This is a genomic window from Haloferax gibbonsii (genome assembly GCF_001190965.1).
Lineage (GTDB): Archaea > Halobacteriota > Halobacteria > Halobacteriales > Haloferacaceae > Haloferax > Haloferax gibbonsii.
In genome coordinates this window covers 1,658,108-1,671,504 of the sequence record NZ_CP011947.1, presented here as the reverse complement: position 1 = coordinate 1,671,504, position 13,397 = coordinate 1,658,108, and the positions used below count along the sequence as shown (strand labels likewise).

At 61.3% G+C, this 13,397-nt stretch carries 13 protein-coding genes and 1 tRNA gene; 8 read left to right on the top strand and 6 right to left on the bottom strand.

Annotated elements, in window-relative coordinates:
• Window positions 1-81 precede the first annotated feature (81 nt).
• The 3 genes from ABY42_RS08685 to ABY42_RS08675 all read left to right on the top strand — a co-directional run bounded on the left by ABY42_RS08685 (window position 82) and on the right by ABY42_RS08675 (window position 2,474).
• Window positions 82-663: a 2Fe-2S iron-sulfur cluster-binding protein gene (locus ABY42_RS08685; protein WP_049905177.1), complete on the top strand. Its 582-nt coding sequence runs from the start codon at window positions 82-84 to the stop codon at window positions 661-663.
• A 209-nt stretch (window positions 664-872) separates the two neighbouring features.
• Window positions 873-2,339, top strand: coding sequence for an MATE family efflux transporter (locus ABY42_RS08680; protein WP_304999705.1), 1,467 nt, complete (start codon window positions 873-875; stop codon window positions 2,337-2,339).
• A 62-nt stretch (window positions 2,340-2,401) separates the two neighbouring features.
• Window positions 2,402-2,474: transfer RNA gene (locus ABY42_RS08675), tRNA-Arg, on the top strand.
• 167 nt (window positions 2,475-2,641) lie between these two features.
• Here the strand turns inward: ABY42_RS08675 and ABY42_RS08670 are convergent.
• Together ABY42_RS08670 and ABY42_RS08665 are read right to left on the bottom strand one after the other, a co-directional pair.
• Complete coding sequence (locus tag ABY42_RS08670) at window positions 2,642-3,001, bottom strand: hypothetical protein (RefSeq protein ID WP_231608254.1); 360 nt, start codon at window positions 2,999-3,001, stop codon at window positions 2,642-2,644.
• A gap of 85 nt (window positions 3,002-3,086) precedes the next feature.
• Entirely contained in the window at window positions 3,087-3,602 is a 516-nt protein-coding gene (locus tag ABY42_RS08665) for a DUF7342 family protein (protein ID WP_082220649.1), read from the bottom strand.
• Between the two features lie 361 nt (window positions 3,603-3,963).
• On the opposite strand from ABY42_RS08665, the gene ABY42_RS08660 reads away from it, so the two are divergent.
• Window positions 3,964-4,335 (top strand): helix-turn-helix domain-containing protein, encoded by a 372-nt coding sequence (locus tag ABY42_RS08660; RefSeq protein WP_050459209.1) that lies wholly within the window; start codon window positions 3,964-3,966, stop codon window positions 4,333-4,335.
• Window positions 4,336-4,665, top strand: a complete 330-nt coding sequence (locus tag ABY42_RS08655) for a type II toxin-antitoxin system PemK/MazF family toxin (RefSeq protein ID WP_004976484.1) — start codon at window positions 4,336-4,338, stop codon at window positions 4,663-4,665.
• Between the two features lie 259 nt (window positions 4,666-4,924).
• Here ABY42_RS08655 and ABY42_RS18965 read toward each other — a convergent pair whose 3' ends face one another.
• Window positions 4,925-6,244 carry a hypothetical protein gene (locus tag ABY42_RS18965; RefSeq protein WP_082220648.1) on the bottom strand — a complete coding sequence of 440 codons (1,320 nt, stop codon included), beginning with the start codon at window positions 6,242-6,244 and terminating at the stop codon, window positions 4,925-4,927.
• A 49-nt stretch (window positions 6,245-6,293) separates the two neighbouring features.
• Window positions 6,294-7,439 (bottom strand): Fic family protein, encoded by a 1,146-nt coding sequence (locus tag ABY42_RS08650; RefSeq protein ID WP_050459208.1) that lies wholly within the window; start codon window positions 7,437-7,439, stop codon window positions 6,294-6,296.
• Between the two features lie 576 nt (window positions 7,440-8,015).
• On the opposite strand from ABY42_RS08650, the gene ABY42_RS19955 reads away from it, so the two are divergent.
• Entirely contained in the window at window positions 8,016-8,834 is an 819-nt protein-coding gene (locus ABY42_RS19955) for a methyl-accepting chemotaxis protein (RefSeq protein ID WP_231608253.1), read from the top strand.
• On the top strand, window positions 8,822-9,478 hold the full coding sequence (locus tag ABY42_RS19950; protein WP_331458228.1) for a methyl-accepting chemotaxis protein: 657 nt from the start codon (window positions 8,822-8,824) through the stop codon (window positions 9,476-9,478). The genes ABY42_RS19955 and ABY42_RS19950 overlap by 13 nt, the downstream gene beginning before the upstream one ends.
• 177 nt (window positions 9,479-9,655) lie before the next feature.
• Here ABY42_RS19950 and katG read toward each other — a convergent pair whose 3' ends face one another.
• Window positions 9,656-11,812 carry a catalase/peroxidase HPI gene (gene katG, locus ABY42_RS08640; protein WP_050459207.1) on the bottom strand — a complete coding sequence of 719 codons (2,157 nt, stop codon included), beginning with the start codon at window positions 11,810-11,812 and terminating at the stop codon, window positions 9,656-9,658.
• 327 nt (window positions 11,813-12,139) lie between these two features.
• Between katG and ABY42_RS19355 the strand changes: the two genes are divergently transcribed.
• Complete coding sequence (locus ABY42_RS19355; protein ID WP_156224362.1) at window positions 12,140-12,505, top strand: hypothetical protein; 366 nt, start codon at window positions 12,140-12,142, stop codon at window positions 12,503-12,505.
• 50 nt (window positions 12,506-12,555) lie between these two features.
• Here the strand turns inward: ABY42_RS19355 and ABY42_RS08635 are convergent, their stop codons facing one another.
• The gene (locus ABY42_RS08635; protein ID WP_050459206.1) at window positions 12,556-13,350 is read right to left on the bottom strand and encodes a TrmB family transcriptional regulator; all 795 of its coding nucleotides are present in this window, start codon (window positions 13,348-13,350) and stop codon (window positions 12,556-12,558) included.
• Window positions 13,351-13,397: the final 47 nt, after the last annotated feature.

The following is a 13,397-nucleotide window of genomic DNA, read 5'->3' as shown; positions in this document are numbered from 1 at the left end:
GCGTCTCGGCGGTGAAATCGACCGCCCGCGGGTGCCGCCACAATCACAATTTCCTTAACCCCTCCCTCCATATCCGCCGGTATGGCAGTCATCAGTCTGGTGGGTGTCGGGGCCGGATTGGTCCTGGTACTCCTCGCCGTCGCCCTGCACTACTCGAAGGGCACCGGCTGGGAGCCGACCGCCGACATCACACAGGAAGTCCTCGAACGCCGCGCGGCGACCGTCGCAGAGACCGACTTCCCCGAGCCGATGAACCGTTCCATCGGCGGGGGCGGCGGCGTCGCCGCGGTCGCGGGCGGCGAAGAGGGCGCCGAGCTCGAAGGCGAGGAGGCGGAAGAAGAGCCGAGCCCCGCCGACATGCCCGAAGACGAAGTCGAGTACTTCGAAGTCGAGTTCGTCAAGCAGGGCGAGACCATCGAACTGGCGAGCAACGAGACGGTGCTCGACCAGGGTGAAGACGCCGGGATGGACCTCCCCTATGCGTGCCGGCAGGGTTCCTGTGTCTCCTGTGCCGCGAAGATTACCAACGGCCCGGCCGAGGAGTACATCACGCACCACACCCAAGAGACCCTCTCCGACGAGGAGATGGACAACGGCTACACGCTCACCTGCGTCGCCTACCCGAAGGCCGACTTCGCCATCGAGACCGGCGAAGCGCCGTAACGCGACGAACCGCAACCACCCACCGTTTCTCTCGACGCCACCCGTTTCGGTGAGCCGCGCCCGTCCCGTTCGGCCCCGAGGTTCGCGGTTCACGGTTCACGGTTCGCGGCTGTCGCCCCCGGTCGCTCCCGCTTGTCGGCGAGGCGAATCCGAGGGGCGAAGACGCCTATCGACGCTTTCAAACGGTCTCCGCGTGTCTCACCTGTTCAGTGTCCCTCCCCGAAGGAGGTTCCCTCACCGAAGGCGACCTCAAACGGCCGATGTTCGAACTGGCGTGGCCCATTATCGTCACCGAACTCCTCCAGGTGGCGTACAACCTCGCCGACACCGTCTGGCTCGGCCGGCTCTCGACCGACGCCGTCGCCGCCATCAGCCTCGCGTTTCCCCTCATCTTCCTGCTCATCTCCGTCGGCGGCGGCTTCACCGTCGCCGGGAGCACGCTCGTCGCCCAGTACACCGGCGCGAAAAGCGAGGGCTCCGCCGGGACCGTCGCCGGGCAGACGCTCACGTTCATCACCGTCATCGCCGTCGTCGTCGGCGTCATCGGCTTTTTCGCCACCGACGCGATGCTCGGCGTCCTCCCGAGTTCGGAGGCGACCGCCGGGCAGGTCATCCCCCTCGCCGGCGACTACATGCGCGTGTTCTTCCTCGGCCTGCCGTTCCTCTTCGGCTTCTTCGTCTTCTCCGCGCTCATGCGCGGCTACGGCAACACCCGCGCCCCGATGGTCGTGATGTTCATCAGCGTCGTCATCAACATCGTCATCGACCCCGTGTTCATCTTCGGCTTCGACGCCAATCCGCTGTTTTCGATGCTCGGATTAGAGGGGCTTCAGGCGAGCCTCTTCACCGCCACGGGCTTTGACGGCTTCAAAGTCGCCGGCGCGGCGTACGCGACGGTCCTCTCTCGCGCCGTCGCCACCATCATCGGCATCTACGTCATCTTCGGGACGAGCGCCGGCCCCGACGTGCAGCTCGCCGACTTCCGCCCGCAGTTCGAGTACATCAAGAAAATCGTCGATATCGGCGTCCCGAGCGCCATCGAGCAGTCCGCCACCGCCCTCGGTTTCATCACCCTCACCGCGATGGTCGTCACGTTCAAGCCCGAGGTCGTCGCCGCGTTCGGCCTCGGCAACCGACTCACGTCGCTGGTGTTCCTCCCGGCGCTCGGCCTCGGACGGGCGACGAACACCATCGTCGGCCAGAACCTCGGCGCGCAGAAACCCGACCGCGCCGAGAGCGCCGTCTGGCTCGCCGCCAAGGTCGGCGCGAGCGTCATGCTCGTCACCGGCGTGCTCGCCTACGTCTTCGCCGAACCCATCGTCGCGTTCTTCCTCCAAACCGGGACCGCGTCGGCCGCCCAGACGATCGACCTCGGCGTCGAGTACATCCGCATCCGGGCGTTCGAATTCGGTTTCATCGGCGTCCTCCAGGTCGTCCTCGGCGCGTACCGCGGCGCGGGGAACACCAAGACCGCCCTCGGTTTCTCGCTGTTCGCGCTCTGGTTGGGCCGCGTGCCAATCGTCTACCTGCTTTCGTTCCAGTTCGGGTTCGCCGAGACGGGCATCTGGCTCGGGATGGCCGTCGGGCAGATTCTCGGCGCGATTGCGGCCACGGCGTGGTTCACCCGTGGCACGTGGAAACACAGCGTCGTCGACGCCGACGCGACCGGAACGTAATCGGCCGCCGGCGTGGGTTCCACAACGGTTTTACGTCGGTGCCGTGTAGCTCTCTCCGCTGAGGGCCCGTAGCTCAGTGGACAGAGTGCTTGGTTCCGGACCAAGATGTCGCGGGTTCAAATCCCGTCGGGTCCGTTCGCTCCGCTCACTCCCCCGACGACTTCCCGCTCGCTTGCGCTCGCGGGAATCCCGTCGGGTCCGTCATTTTCTAAAACGGCATATTCGACACAGAGAGACCCCAGAAGTTCCCTCACCGCTTCAATGAACAAACTGTCCAAGATTTCGTTCGTTCCCAACGCTACCTATTCCATCGTGAGTTCCGGAAGTCGTTCCTGAAACAACCTGTCCAGAACCGTCCACAGAATCTCCGTCGGAATCTGCTTCTCGAACTGAGCCGCCTCGTGATTGGTCTCTTCTCTATCTGGCAGATAATACTGGAAATGAACCGCTCCAAGTTCGGGATGGTCGTCGTCACGATGCCATCCGCAATTGAATCCTGTATTCGGGTCTGCGTAATGTATCCGGAACTGTGACTCGTCTCCAACGAACCGCCACTCGACATCGAGCGTCGGCGACAATGGCCCAGTCGTCGGAACGACTCGGTTGGGGTCAATCGCTGCTTGGATGAACTTCTTGACGATGCTGTCCGGTTCGTAGGACACTGACGTGACCGCAGGATGTCGCTGCAGAACGTCTTTCAGTCCCTCGTAGACCGAACTGTCGATAGTTCCTGATAACCCCATTTGGTCAGGCAGAGATGGAGTCTCGCTTGCTTGCCCAGTCGTACTCGTTGAGTGCCGCTCGAACGACCGGGATGCGGTCAGCGAGGTGTTCCCACTCGCTGGCGACTTCCCGGCGTTCCGCGACTTCGTCGGCGTCGTCGAGGTCGGCGATACTCGCTCGAAGTTCGCCTGGTGTCTCGACATCATACGACTGCTTCCAGTCCGTGATCTTGCTCCGCATCGAATCGAGGGCGTTCGTCAACTCCTCCCGGCTATGTTCTCGCTGGAGTGCCGCGACCTCTCGGTAGGTCGCCATCAGCTGGTCAACGCAGTAGAGCGTCTGGTCGCCCTGTTCGATTTTGCGGAGGACGTTGTCCTCAACGAGCTGGTCCAGATACTTCTGGGCCGTCTTGACGGAAACATCAGTCTCGTTTGCGACCCACGACGCGGTTCGAGGCGTTCGAAGGGTGCGGGCGGCGGCACGGATGCGCTCGCCTCGGGTCATCGAAGCACGAGGGTCGTTCTGGGTTTCGTCGGGCATACTCGGTTCTACGAAGTGGTAAAACATATATCCACTAGGTTGGAAATATGGGTCTGACAAAGGATGGCGTTCGTCTGATGAACGAGATGAATCCAAAAATGCAGTCTACTGGTCGTGCTGGAAATGTGCCGTACAGCCCCTCTACCACCTGAAATCTAGACCTCGTTCGTCCACCGAACGAAAGCCCGTCGGGTCCGTACAGTTCTGGAACGCTTTAGAACCAAAGAGCGGGCTCTCTACCCGTCGAATCGCATATTTTCCTGTCGACAGATTTCGTCACGTAGCATGACGAACTCACTACAATCTTCAGAACACAAAGTACAGCAGTACACTCATTACATCAGTACACATATTTCACAGTATGCCCGTGAGCATCGACGACTTCGAATCTGGTGACCTTCCACGAGGGCCAAGCGTCCCCGAACAGGTGGTCACGTACCTCTACACTCACAGCGACCAAGCATTCACCCGCTCTGAGATTGCGACTGCCATCAGCGAGAACCCGAATACCGTCGGGACTGCACTCTCCCGCTTGAAGGACCGCAACCTCGTTCGCCACAAGGGAGAGTTCTGGGCAATCGCAGAGGACCAAGAGCGTGTCGCTGCCGCCTACGACCACCACACCACGAGCGAGCGACTCAACGACGAAGACAGTGGCATCGACGCCGACGAGTGGGACTCAGTCGCTCCGGAGACACCACATCCGAGCGAACGAGACGAGGACCGACAGTAGATGCAGCCAGAGCGCGGAGACGTCGTCCGGAGTTCTGACCCCTTCAAACTCGGTGATGACAAGCAACGACCGTGGCTCATCGTCAACAACGACTCTCACCCGTTCGGTGGCCAGCAGTACATTGCGGTCGCTATCTCGACGAAAGAGTACGACGACTCACTCCCGCTCACCGATGGCCTCTGGGAAATCGGTGGTGTTCCTCGCGACTCGTTCGTCTCTCCGTGGGCAGTTCACTCACCTCGCAAAGAGGATTTCGTGGCGTGGCAGGGACGTCTCGAAGAGACGTTTGTCGACCGCGTCGTCGAGCAGGTTGAACAGTATCTGAGGTAGCCAGAACTGAGAGTCGCTAATCGCCAGACAACGAACCGATTAAACCAAATTCGTCACACACGATGACGCATTCCCTTCGGGTCCGTCATTTTCTAAAACCACATATTCAGTGCATAGAGGCCACAGAAGGTTCCTCGACAGTTGGACGAACGAACTACCGTAGATTTCGTTCGCCGAGAGGGAATGGTACCTATCGAACCAGACCGTATCGAGATACTCTACACCAACTCTTGGAAGACGAACAGGCCTGTACGCGTGGTTATTCACTCATCTTCCATTCACAGACCTTGTTCGAACGTTCCGTCACAGGCCATTTCACTCGACAAGCGATCTCGTCAACACTCGTGTTCTTCGGAACGTCGAAGTAGAGGACACCATTCGTCGTTTCTCCGGGGGCAAGCTCACGCGAGCCACGGAAGTATGGCATCTCGACCGGTTCACGCAGTCCACGTGCGAACCCACGGTTCGAATTTGAATCGACAAATCCGTTCCCTTCGACTTCGAACCAGTCTTTGTCAGGTTCTGAGATAGTCGAATCCGTCGGGTTCCACGCAGTTATCTCGAAGACAGCGAACGAACGCCTGTCGAGAGAGTAGTTTTCGAAGCCACTTCCGTTTTCGTCGACCCAGACCGTATCACTGACTGTCGGTTTGCTCACCCGAAGTTTGACACCATTCGGTAGCTCGTGAGAGCTTCCAAACTGTGCCTTCGTGGGAACGACGTGAGTCGTTTTCTCGAACGCCGGAGGCACTGCAATCGTTACGTCTTGAACCCCTTTTGCTGGGACCGTCCTTTCGATTGTCACCGTCTCACCAGGCTCAACTGTGGTATCAAGTACGCCGCCCGGTGCATTCGGCTCGGTGCTCCGTGCGACAGAGAACCGCTGGTTGAACAATCCAGCACTCCCACCGGTGTTCGTCACCGACACCGAGAACTCTATTGGGTCACCGTTAACGTGTTCTTCGGGGACATCGAGAGACGTGAGTTCCACATCTGGAAGCGAACTCGGGTCGACCGTTCCCTCCCAATACGCTTCCAAAGTCGACGACTGTGAATCGGAGAGCGAAATACGGAAATCCGTCGAGTCAGCCGGGACCTCGAAGAAAACCCAGCCCAACGCGGTGACGTTAGGATGCGCGTCTTCGGCTGTTTCGTAAAGTGTCCCACCGAGCGGGAACGACAGCGTCGGTTCACCACCCGGTTTCCCCTTCGGTTTGAGAGGCCGGTACTGGCTCCCACCGGTGATAAGTGCCAGAGAGTCACGGGAAGGGAGGTTGACGACCGACTCGCCTGTATTCGCTGACCGGACGTCAGCTAAGATCAAAGCGTTACCCGGCTCTGGGCTGATTGTGGTTCCATCGTCCAGCCGCGCTGCGCCGCTGAACCGAGCGGATGCAACCACAATGGTGGCACCATTGGACCGTGAGTACGACTCTCCGACCGAACGTTGTACTGGTCCACTCGCCTCAGGAGTTGGTGTCGCTTCCGTCCTAGACGATGCAGCGGACGAGTCAGTCTTCGTCGTACAACCAGCAGTCGATGCGAGTGCGAGCGAGGTGAGGAACGTTCGACGGTGCATAAACCGGGATGGTCCCGGTTTATGACTTAAACCTTCGCGCCGAAGCGACCTACTCGAACACGTCGAACACTTCCACTGCCTTGTACTCTTGACCCCACTCGGCCCCAGTCACTTCTTCGATGAGGCCGGCGTCTTCGAGATTATCGATGACGTTGTAGGCAGTTCCACGTGACACGTCGAGTTCCCGGACGATGTCGTTCGCCGTGAAGTACGGAACTTCGAGTAATTTGCGGGCGAATCTGTCTGTCGACGTGTTCCCCGCGTAGTCCGTCTCGTACTTCGATTGCAGTTCTTTGAGTGCCCACGTCCGGTCGTACGACTCTTCGGCCTGCGACCGAAGTGCTTCGAGGAAGAAGCCGATCCACTCGACCCACTCGCCCTGCTCACTCACGGCGCGCATCTTCTCGACGTACTCGACCTTGTTTCGGTTGAAGTAGGCACTCGGATAGATGTACGGACTCTCGATGTAGCCTTGGTCGACCAGATAGAGGATGATGACGAGTCGGCCGAGACGCCCGTTCCCGTCTGAAAACGGGTGAACCGTCTCGAAGAAGTAGTGGATAATCGCGGCGTCGACGAGTGGGTGGTACTCACCATTCATCCCAACGTACTCGACGAGTGAGGACATGAGGTCATCGAGAGACGATGCCGATGGAGGGATGAACGGGTCTTTGGCTGGGTTCGGACTGTTGAGCCGGACCATGTGGTCGCGGAACTCTCCGGCGACGTCGCCCTCGTTACGCACGTCGTCAAGGAGCATCTCGTGGAGGTGTTTGAGCAGGTCGAGCGTGATTTCGCCACCGCCACCGACGTGGTCGATGCCGTACAGGAGCGCCTCCTCGTAGTTCAGGGCCTCACGCAAGTCCTTGCTTTGTGCCTCTGCATCGGCGCTGTCTTCGTGTTTCGTGTGGAATGCGGCGACGTCCTGGTAGTCGACTTCTGCACCCTCGATTCGGGCGGACTCGACTGCCTCGATTCGGATGAGCGTCGTGTACAGGACGGCCGCGAAGTCGACTGTCGAACTGATGCCGTCGACACGACCAATCTGGTAGGCTGCGTCGGCGACGAGGTCGTGTGTCTCGTCGGGGAGTTCGATTTTGGGCTCTGGCGGAAGCGGGTCTGGCGAGTAATACGGACGCGGATGATACTCGACGTACTTCCCCGGTGCCTCCTTCGGGAGCTTCTTCCTCCGCATTTCTACGCAGTACATGGGGTACCCATGTATAACTATTCATATACCAATTGAACAAGATCGGGATGAAGCCCGGTATGTACAGAGCAACCCGGGAAATTTGAAATAACAGTCGTTGATATCGGCCCTTGTAAAACTATTATTTAAACCACTAAACAAACAAACGTGTTCGAGTCACCCGTCGTCGACTAACAAGGAGACGATTTGACAACGAACCGTTCTGGCTGGGAGACAACTACCAACGTTCAGATTTCGAACGAAATGAATCCAAAAATGCGACCTGTCGGTCACGTTGAAAATGCGCCGTGCAGTCCCTCATTCGCCTGAAATCTAGACCCCGTTCGTCCACCGAACGAAAGCCCGTTGGGTCCGTACAGTTCTGGAACGCTTTAGAACCAAAGAGCGAGCGCTGTAGCCACCGATTTAGCATTTTCACCACCAACCGGTTTCGTCACGCACCATGACGAACTCTCCCAGCACGTCCTGCTCGGTGTCGGAGCGGTCGTGGGGTTGGCCCTGTTCGCGTGGTTGCCGCGGCTTCCGCGCCGGGTTCGGAGCGGGTTCGCGTCGATCGGCTTGATGACGTGTTCGGCCCTGCTCGTCTATTTCTCGGGGGGATACATCGAGGCGCACTTCCACTTCTTCGTCATCGTGGGCGTCCTCGCGGTGTACGAGGACTGGCTCCCGTTCGTCGTGGGCATCCTGTACGTCGCCGTCCAGCACGGCATCTTCGGCATGGCGCACCCCGAGGCGGTGTACAACCACCCGGACGCCATCGCCAACCCGATGGGCTGGGGGCTCGTCCACGCGGTGTTCATCCTCATGCTCGCGTCGGCGTTAGTCACGAACTGGTTTTCCGTCGAGCGTTCTCGGGAGGAGACCAGAAAGAAGATGCAGAGCCTCGAAGACAGCGAGGAGGCGAAGGCCGAAGTCGAGCGCCTAAACGAGCAGTTGGTGGTGCAAGCCGACGAACTCGCCGCGGCCATGGACGCGGTCTCGGAAGGGGATTTCACCGCAAACCCGCCCGAGAACACCGATATCGAGGCTATCGAAGCCATCAGCGACGCGTTTGTGGCGATGAAGCGCGACCTCTCATCGACCATCGTCGACCTCCGGGCGTTCGCGGCGACCGTCGAGCGGACGACGCGGTCGGCCCACGACGACGCGGAGACGCTCGAACGGACACAACGACAGCTCGCGGCCGACGTGCGGGCGTTCGCCACAGACGTACGCGAACAGGCCCACGACCTCGAATCCACGACCGACGAACTGAGCAGCCTGTCGGCGACAATCGAGGAAATCGCCGCGAACGCCGACCAGGTCTCAGACGAAGCCAGTAACGCGGCGACGGCCGCCGAGAGGGCACGGGAACCGCGGCGGCGGCCATCGAGGCGATAGAGAACATCGAGCAGAGCGTCGGCGAACTCGCGTCGCTCGTCGAATCGCTGGACGACCGGATGGACGACGTCTCGAAGAGCACCGACCTCATCGAATCGATCGCCGAGCAGACGAACACGCTCGCGCTCAACGCGAACATCGAGGCCGCCCGCGCTTCGGACGGAAGCGAGGGGTTCGCCGTCGTCGCGAACGAGGTGAAGTCCCTCGCCGACGAGACGCAGAACCACTCGGCGGCCATCGAGCGGACGATAACCGAGACGGTCGAGGACGTGGCGCGCGTGCAGGCGGAGATGAAACAGACGAAGGCGCAACTCGAAACCGGGCGGTCGACGACGACCGACGCCGCCGAGGCGTTCGTGGCGGTCTCGGAAATCGTCGAAAGCGTCGACATGTCGGTCAACGAGGTCGCCACGGCGACCGACGACGGCGCGCGGACGACCGAGGAAGTTGTCGACGCGATTATCGGCATCGCCGACCACTCGCGGGACATCGCAGAACAGAGCGACGCGCTGGCGAGCCAAGCCGAGTCCAGAGCGGCGACGATTTCGGAGATTCGAGCGCAACTCGACGACCTCAGGGGCCAGACCGGCGGCCTGCAAGAGCAGCTCGAAACGTTCGACTGCGAGGTTCCGTCCGGCGGCTGAGCCGGGTCGGGTCGGGCCGGGTCCGGTCGAGTCGGGACCGACGAACGACTGCCGACTCGCGTCTGCAGTCGCTCGGGGAGCGAATGCGAGAACGCGAGCAAAAAAGTCAGCCCGCGGCGGCGGTCGCATCCGCCGCGGGAACCGATTCCGCGCCTCAGCCGAGGGCGGGCGTCGCGGTTATTCGAGGTCGAAGCGGTCGTGGCTCATGATCTTGTGCCACGTCTCGACGAAGTCCTCGACGAACTCCGCTTCGCCGTCGTCGCCGCCGTACACTTCCGCGATGGCGCGCAGGCGGGAGTTCGAACCGAAGACGAGGTCGAAGCGAGTGGCCTCCCACTCGACGTCGCCCGTCTCGCGGTCGCGCACCTCGTACAGATACTGGTCGTCCGAGACCGGCTCCCACTCGTAGTCCATGTCGAGCAGGTTCACGAAGAAGTCGTTCGTGAGCGTCTCGGGCTCGTCGGTGAGGACGCCGAGGTCGGAGTCCTGGTAGTTCGCGCCCAGCGCGCGCATGCCGCCGACGAGGACGGTCATCTCGTGCGCCGAGAGGTCGAGCAGGTCCGCCTTGTCGACGAGCAGGTCCTCGGGGCGCTCGTCGGTGTCGTCCGCGATGTAGTTCCGGAAGCCGTCGGCGTCGGGCTTGAGCATCTCGAACGACTCGACGTCGGTCTGTTCCTGCGACGCGTCGGTCCGACCGGGCTCGAACGGCACTTCGACGTCGTAGCCGGCGTCGGCCGCGGCCTGCTCGATGGCCGCAGCGCCACCCAGCACGATGAGGTCCGCGAGCGAGACGCGAGTGTCGTCGGACTGCGCGGCGTTGAAGGACTCCTGAATCCCTTCGAGGGTGCCGAGCACGTCGTCGAGCTGGTCGGGCTCGTTGACGTCCCAGCTACGCTGGGGTTCGAGCCGGATGCGCGCGCCGTTCGCGCCGCCGCGCTTGTCGCTGTCGCGGTACGTGGACGCCGAGGCCCACGCCGTCTTGACCAGCTGAGACACCGAGAGGCCCGAGTCGAGAAGTTCGGCTTTGAGTTCCTCGACGTCGTCCTCGTCGATGAGGTCGTAGTCGGCGTCGGGGATTGGGTCCTGCCACAGCATCGCTTCGTCCGGGACCTCGGGGCCGACGAGTCGGGACGGCGGGCCCATGTCGCGGTGGAGGAGCTTGTACCACGCCTTGGCGAACGACTCCTGGAACTCCGCGGGGTCCTCTTGGAACTCCTCGAGCACCGCGCGGAAGTCGGGGTCCTTCTTCAGGGCGATGTCGGTGGTGAGCATCATCGGGTCGACGAGCTGGTCGGGGAGGTGAGCGTCGGGCGCCGCGTCCGGAATCTCGTCCGCGGGCGACTCGTCGGCCGGCCGCCACTGCCACGCGCCGCCGGGGCCCTTGTGAGCTTCCCACTCGTAGTCGAGCAGGTTGTCGACGTAGCCCATGTCCCACTTCGTGGGGGCCTGCGTCCACGGCCCTTCGATGCCGCTTGTGATGGTGTCGGGGCCCTTTCCGGAGCCGAACTCGTTCTTCCAGCCGAGACCCTGTTCCTCGATGGGTGCCGCCTCGGGTTCGGCTTCGAGGTTGTCGCCGGAGTCCGCGCCGTGGACCTTCCCGAAGGTGTGGCCGCCGGCGATGAGCGCGACGGTCTCCTTGTCGTTCATCGCCATGCCGCTGAACGTCTGGCGGATGTTCTTCGCGGAGCCTTCGAGGTCGGGTTCGCCGTTGGGACCCTCGGGGTTGACGTAGATGAGGCCCATCACGGTGTTTCCGAGCGGCTCTTTGAGGTTACCCTCCTCGTCGAAGCGGTCGGGGGACGTCGTCTCCCACTCCTCTTCGGGGCCCCAACTGGGTGCCTTGTCGCCGACGTAGTCGTCGGCGCGGCCGCCCGCGAAGCCGAACGTCTCGAAGCCCATCGATTCGAGGGCCACGTTGCCGGCGAGGACGATGAGGTCGCCCCACGAGAGCTGGTTCCCGTACTTCTTTTTGACGGGCCAGAGGAGTCGGCGCGCCTTGTCGAGGTTCACGTTGTCAGGCCAACTGCTGATCGGAGGGAGGCGCTGGTGCCCGCCGGAGGCGCCGCCGCGGCCGTCGTGCGCGCGGTACGTTCCGGCGCTGTGCCACGCCATTCGGATGAAGAGGGGACCGTAGTGACCGTAGTCCGCCGGCCACCAGTCCTGCGAGGAGGTCATCAGCTCTTCGAGGTCGGCTTTCACCTGCTCGTAGTCGAGCTTCTGGAACTCCTCTGCGTAGTCGAACTCCTCGCCCACCGGGTCGGTCTGTTGTGCGTTCTGGTCGAGGATTTCGAGTTTCAACTGGTTCGGCCACCAGTCATGGTCGGAGCCATTCATACGCCAACGGTTACCGCTTTTGGGTGATAAAATTGACTGATTTTGAATTAACTCTTGGTTATAGCCAAAGCAATCTTTTTACTTTATGAATAATTCTCCGGAGGGCTCGCGTTTGGCACGTAGTCTATCAGTAAAACACATCTAGCAAACGGTGTGACAAGTTGTGGACTCGACGCGTCCGCCTCCGGCCGCCCGCCCGCCGAAACGGAGGTGAAAGCGGGTGGGTGGTCGGAAGCGGCCGGTTTCGGGTCCTCGAAAGGAGTCCAACCGCACTGAGGTACCCACATCTCACTCGGATAATCAAAAATACTTACCACGTGAATTTGTGTGGCATTGAAGAATATCGCCGCTATATTCGCATGCACCATGGAAGATGGAGCAACGGCACTCTCGTTTGACACGCAACTTGCGGCTATTCAACACGTCGAACGGCGTCTACTGCTTCTCACGCTTCTCAGAGCGGGGCCCGACAGCACCGCGTTCGACGCTGACCACACACCTCCGGGAACCGACGTGCGGGAACTAAAACTACAGATGTACCACGTGCACCTCCCGAAGCTCGAACGGATGGGCCTCATCGAGCCGAACGGGAACTGGTACGACATCCGCAGAGGTCCGCGCTTCGACGATATCGAACCGCTGTTGCGCGTCATCGACGACCACCGAAAGAAACTGCCGGGCGACGTACTGTAGGCGTCGTCGAGCGAACCGACGTGCGAACGAACGGCAGCGCCGCTAGCGGATTACTCCGAGTCGCGGCCGAGCAATCCTTGGGACAGCAACCGACGCGAGATGACGATGAGCCCGTTCTGGAATCCACTGCCGAAAATCGCGTGTTCTTCGCCGGTGGCGGGAACGATGGTGCTGACGAGAATCGACGAGCGGTCGACGAGTAAGAGCCGGCCGATAGCGAGGTTCTCGGCGGTGTTCTCGCCGCGGAGCCATTCGAGACCGGAGACGAACGTCGTCGCGCTCGGGACGGCCGCCCGCACCTGCTGTCGCAGGGATTCGGTCGCCGCCCCGATGAGCACGTCCACATCCTCGGCTCGGGCGTTCAGGTCATCGACGAACCGGTCGGTCAGAAGCGAGTCGTCGCCGAGGACGAGCACGATTTCGTCGTCCGCGTCGTCGATGAGCTTGTGCGTCCGGTTCGCGATGCCCTCGGTCCCGGACATCGCCCAGACTTCCTGAACCGAGCCCTGTTCGTCCGAGTCGATTCTGTCGGTCCGCTCCAGCGCGTTCGTGAGCCGGTCGATTCGGTTTTGATACTGCGCACGGAGCGTCTCGGTCGCCTCCACGAGCGGGACGGCCCGGAACCGCTGCGGACTCGAGTGCTGGACTTCGACGAGTCCCTGCGACTCCAGCACGCGAACCGCGTCGTACACGCGAGTCCGCGGTACGTCGGTAATCTCGCTAAGTTGCTTCGCCGTGCCCGTCGAGACGCGAGTGAGACCGACGAAACACTTTGCCTCGTACTCTTTGAGTCCGAGTTGCTGAAGTACGTCGATAGCGTCCTCTTGTGAATCTCCCGTGCTCATATGTCTCAACCGAACTCCGAGGCGTCCCGTCTCCTCACGAACGCTTG

Coding starts and splice junctions, on each gene's coding strand:
- ABY42_RS08655 (WP_004976484.1), top strand. CDS start 4,336: ATGCAGCCAGAGCGCGGAGACGTCGTCCGGAGTTCTGACCCCTTCAAA.
- katG (WP_050459207.1), bottom strand. CDS start 11,812: ATGAATGGCTCCGACCATGACTGGTGGCCGAACCAGTTGAAACTCGAA.
- ABY42_RS08635 (WP_050459206.1), bottom strand. CDS start 13,350: ATGAGCACGGGAGATTCACAAGAGGACGCTATCGACGTACTTCAGCAA.
- ABY42_RS08665 (WP_082220649.1), bottom strand. CDS start 3,602: ATGCCCGACGAAACCCAGAACGACCCTCGTGCTTCGATGACCCGAGGC.
- ABY42_RS18965 (WP_082220648.1), bottom strand. CDS start 6,244: ATGCACCGTCGAACGTTCCTCACCTCGCTCGCACTCGCATCGACTGCT.
- ABY42_RS08660 (WP_050459209.1), top strand. CDS start 3,964: ATGCCCGTGAGCATCGACGACTTCGAATCTGGTGACCTTCCACGAGGG.
- ABY42_RS08650 (WP_050459208.1), bottom strand. CDS start 7,439: ATGCGGAGGAAGAAGCTCCCGAAGGAGGCACCGGGGAAGTACGTCGAG.
- ABY42_RS08685 (WP_049905177.1), top strand. CDS start 82: ATGGCAGTCATCAGTCTGGTGGGTGTCGGGGCCGGATTGGTCCTGGTA.
- ABY42_RS19955 (WP_231608253.1), top strand. CDS start 8,016: ATGACGTGTTCGGCCCTGCTCGTCTATTTCTCGGGGGGATACATCGAG.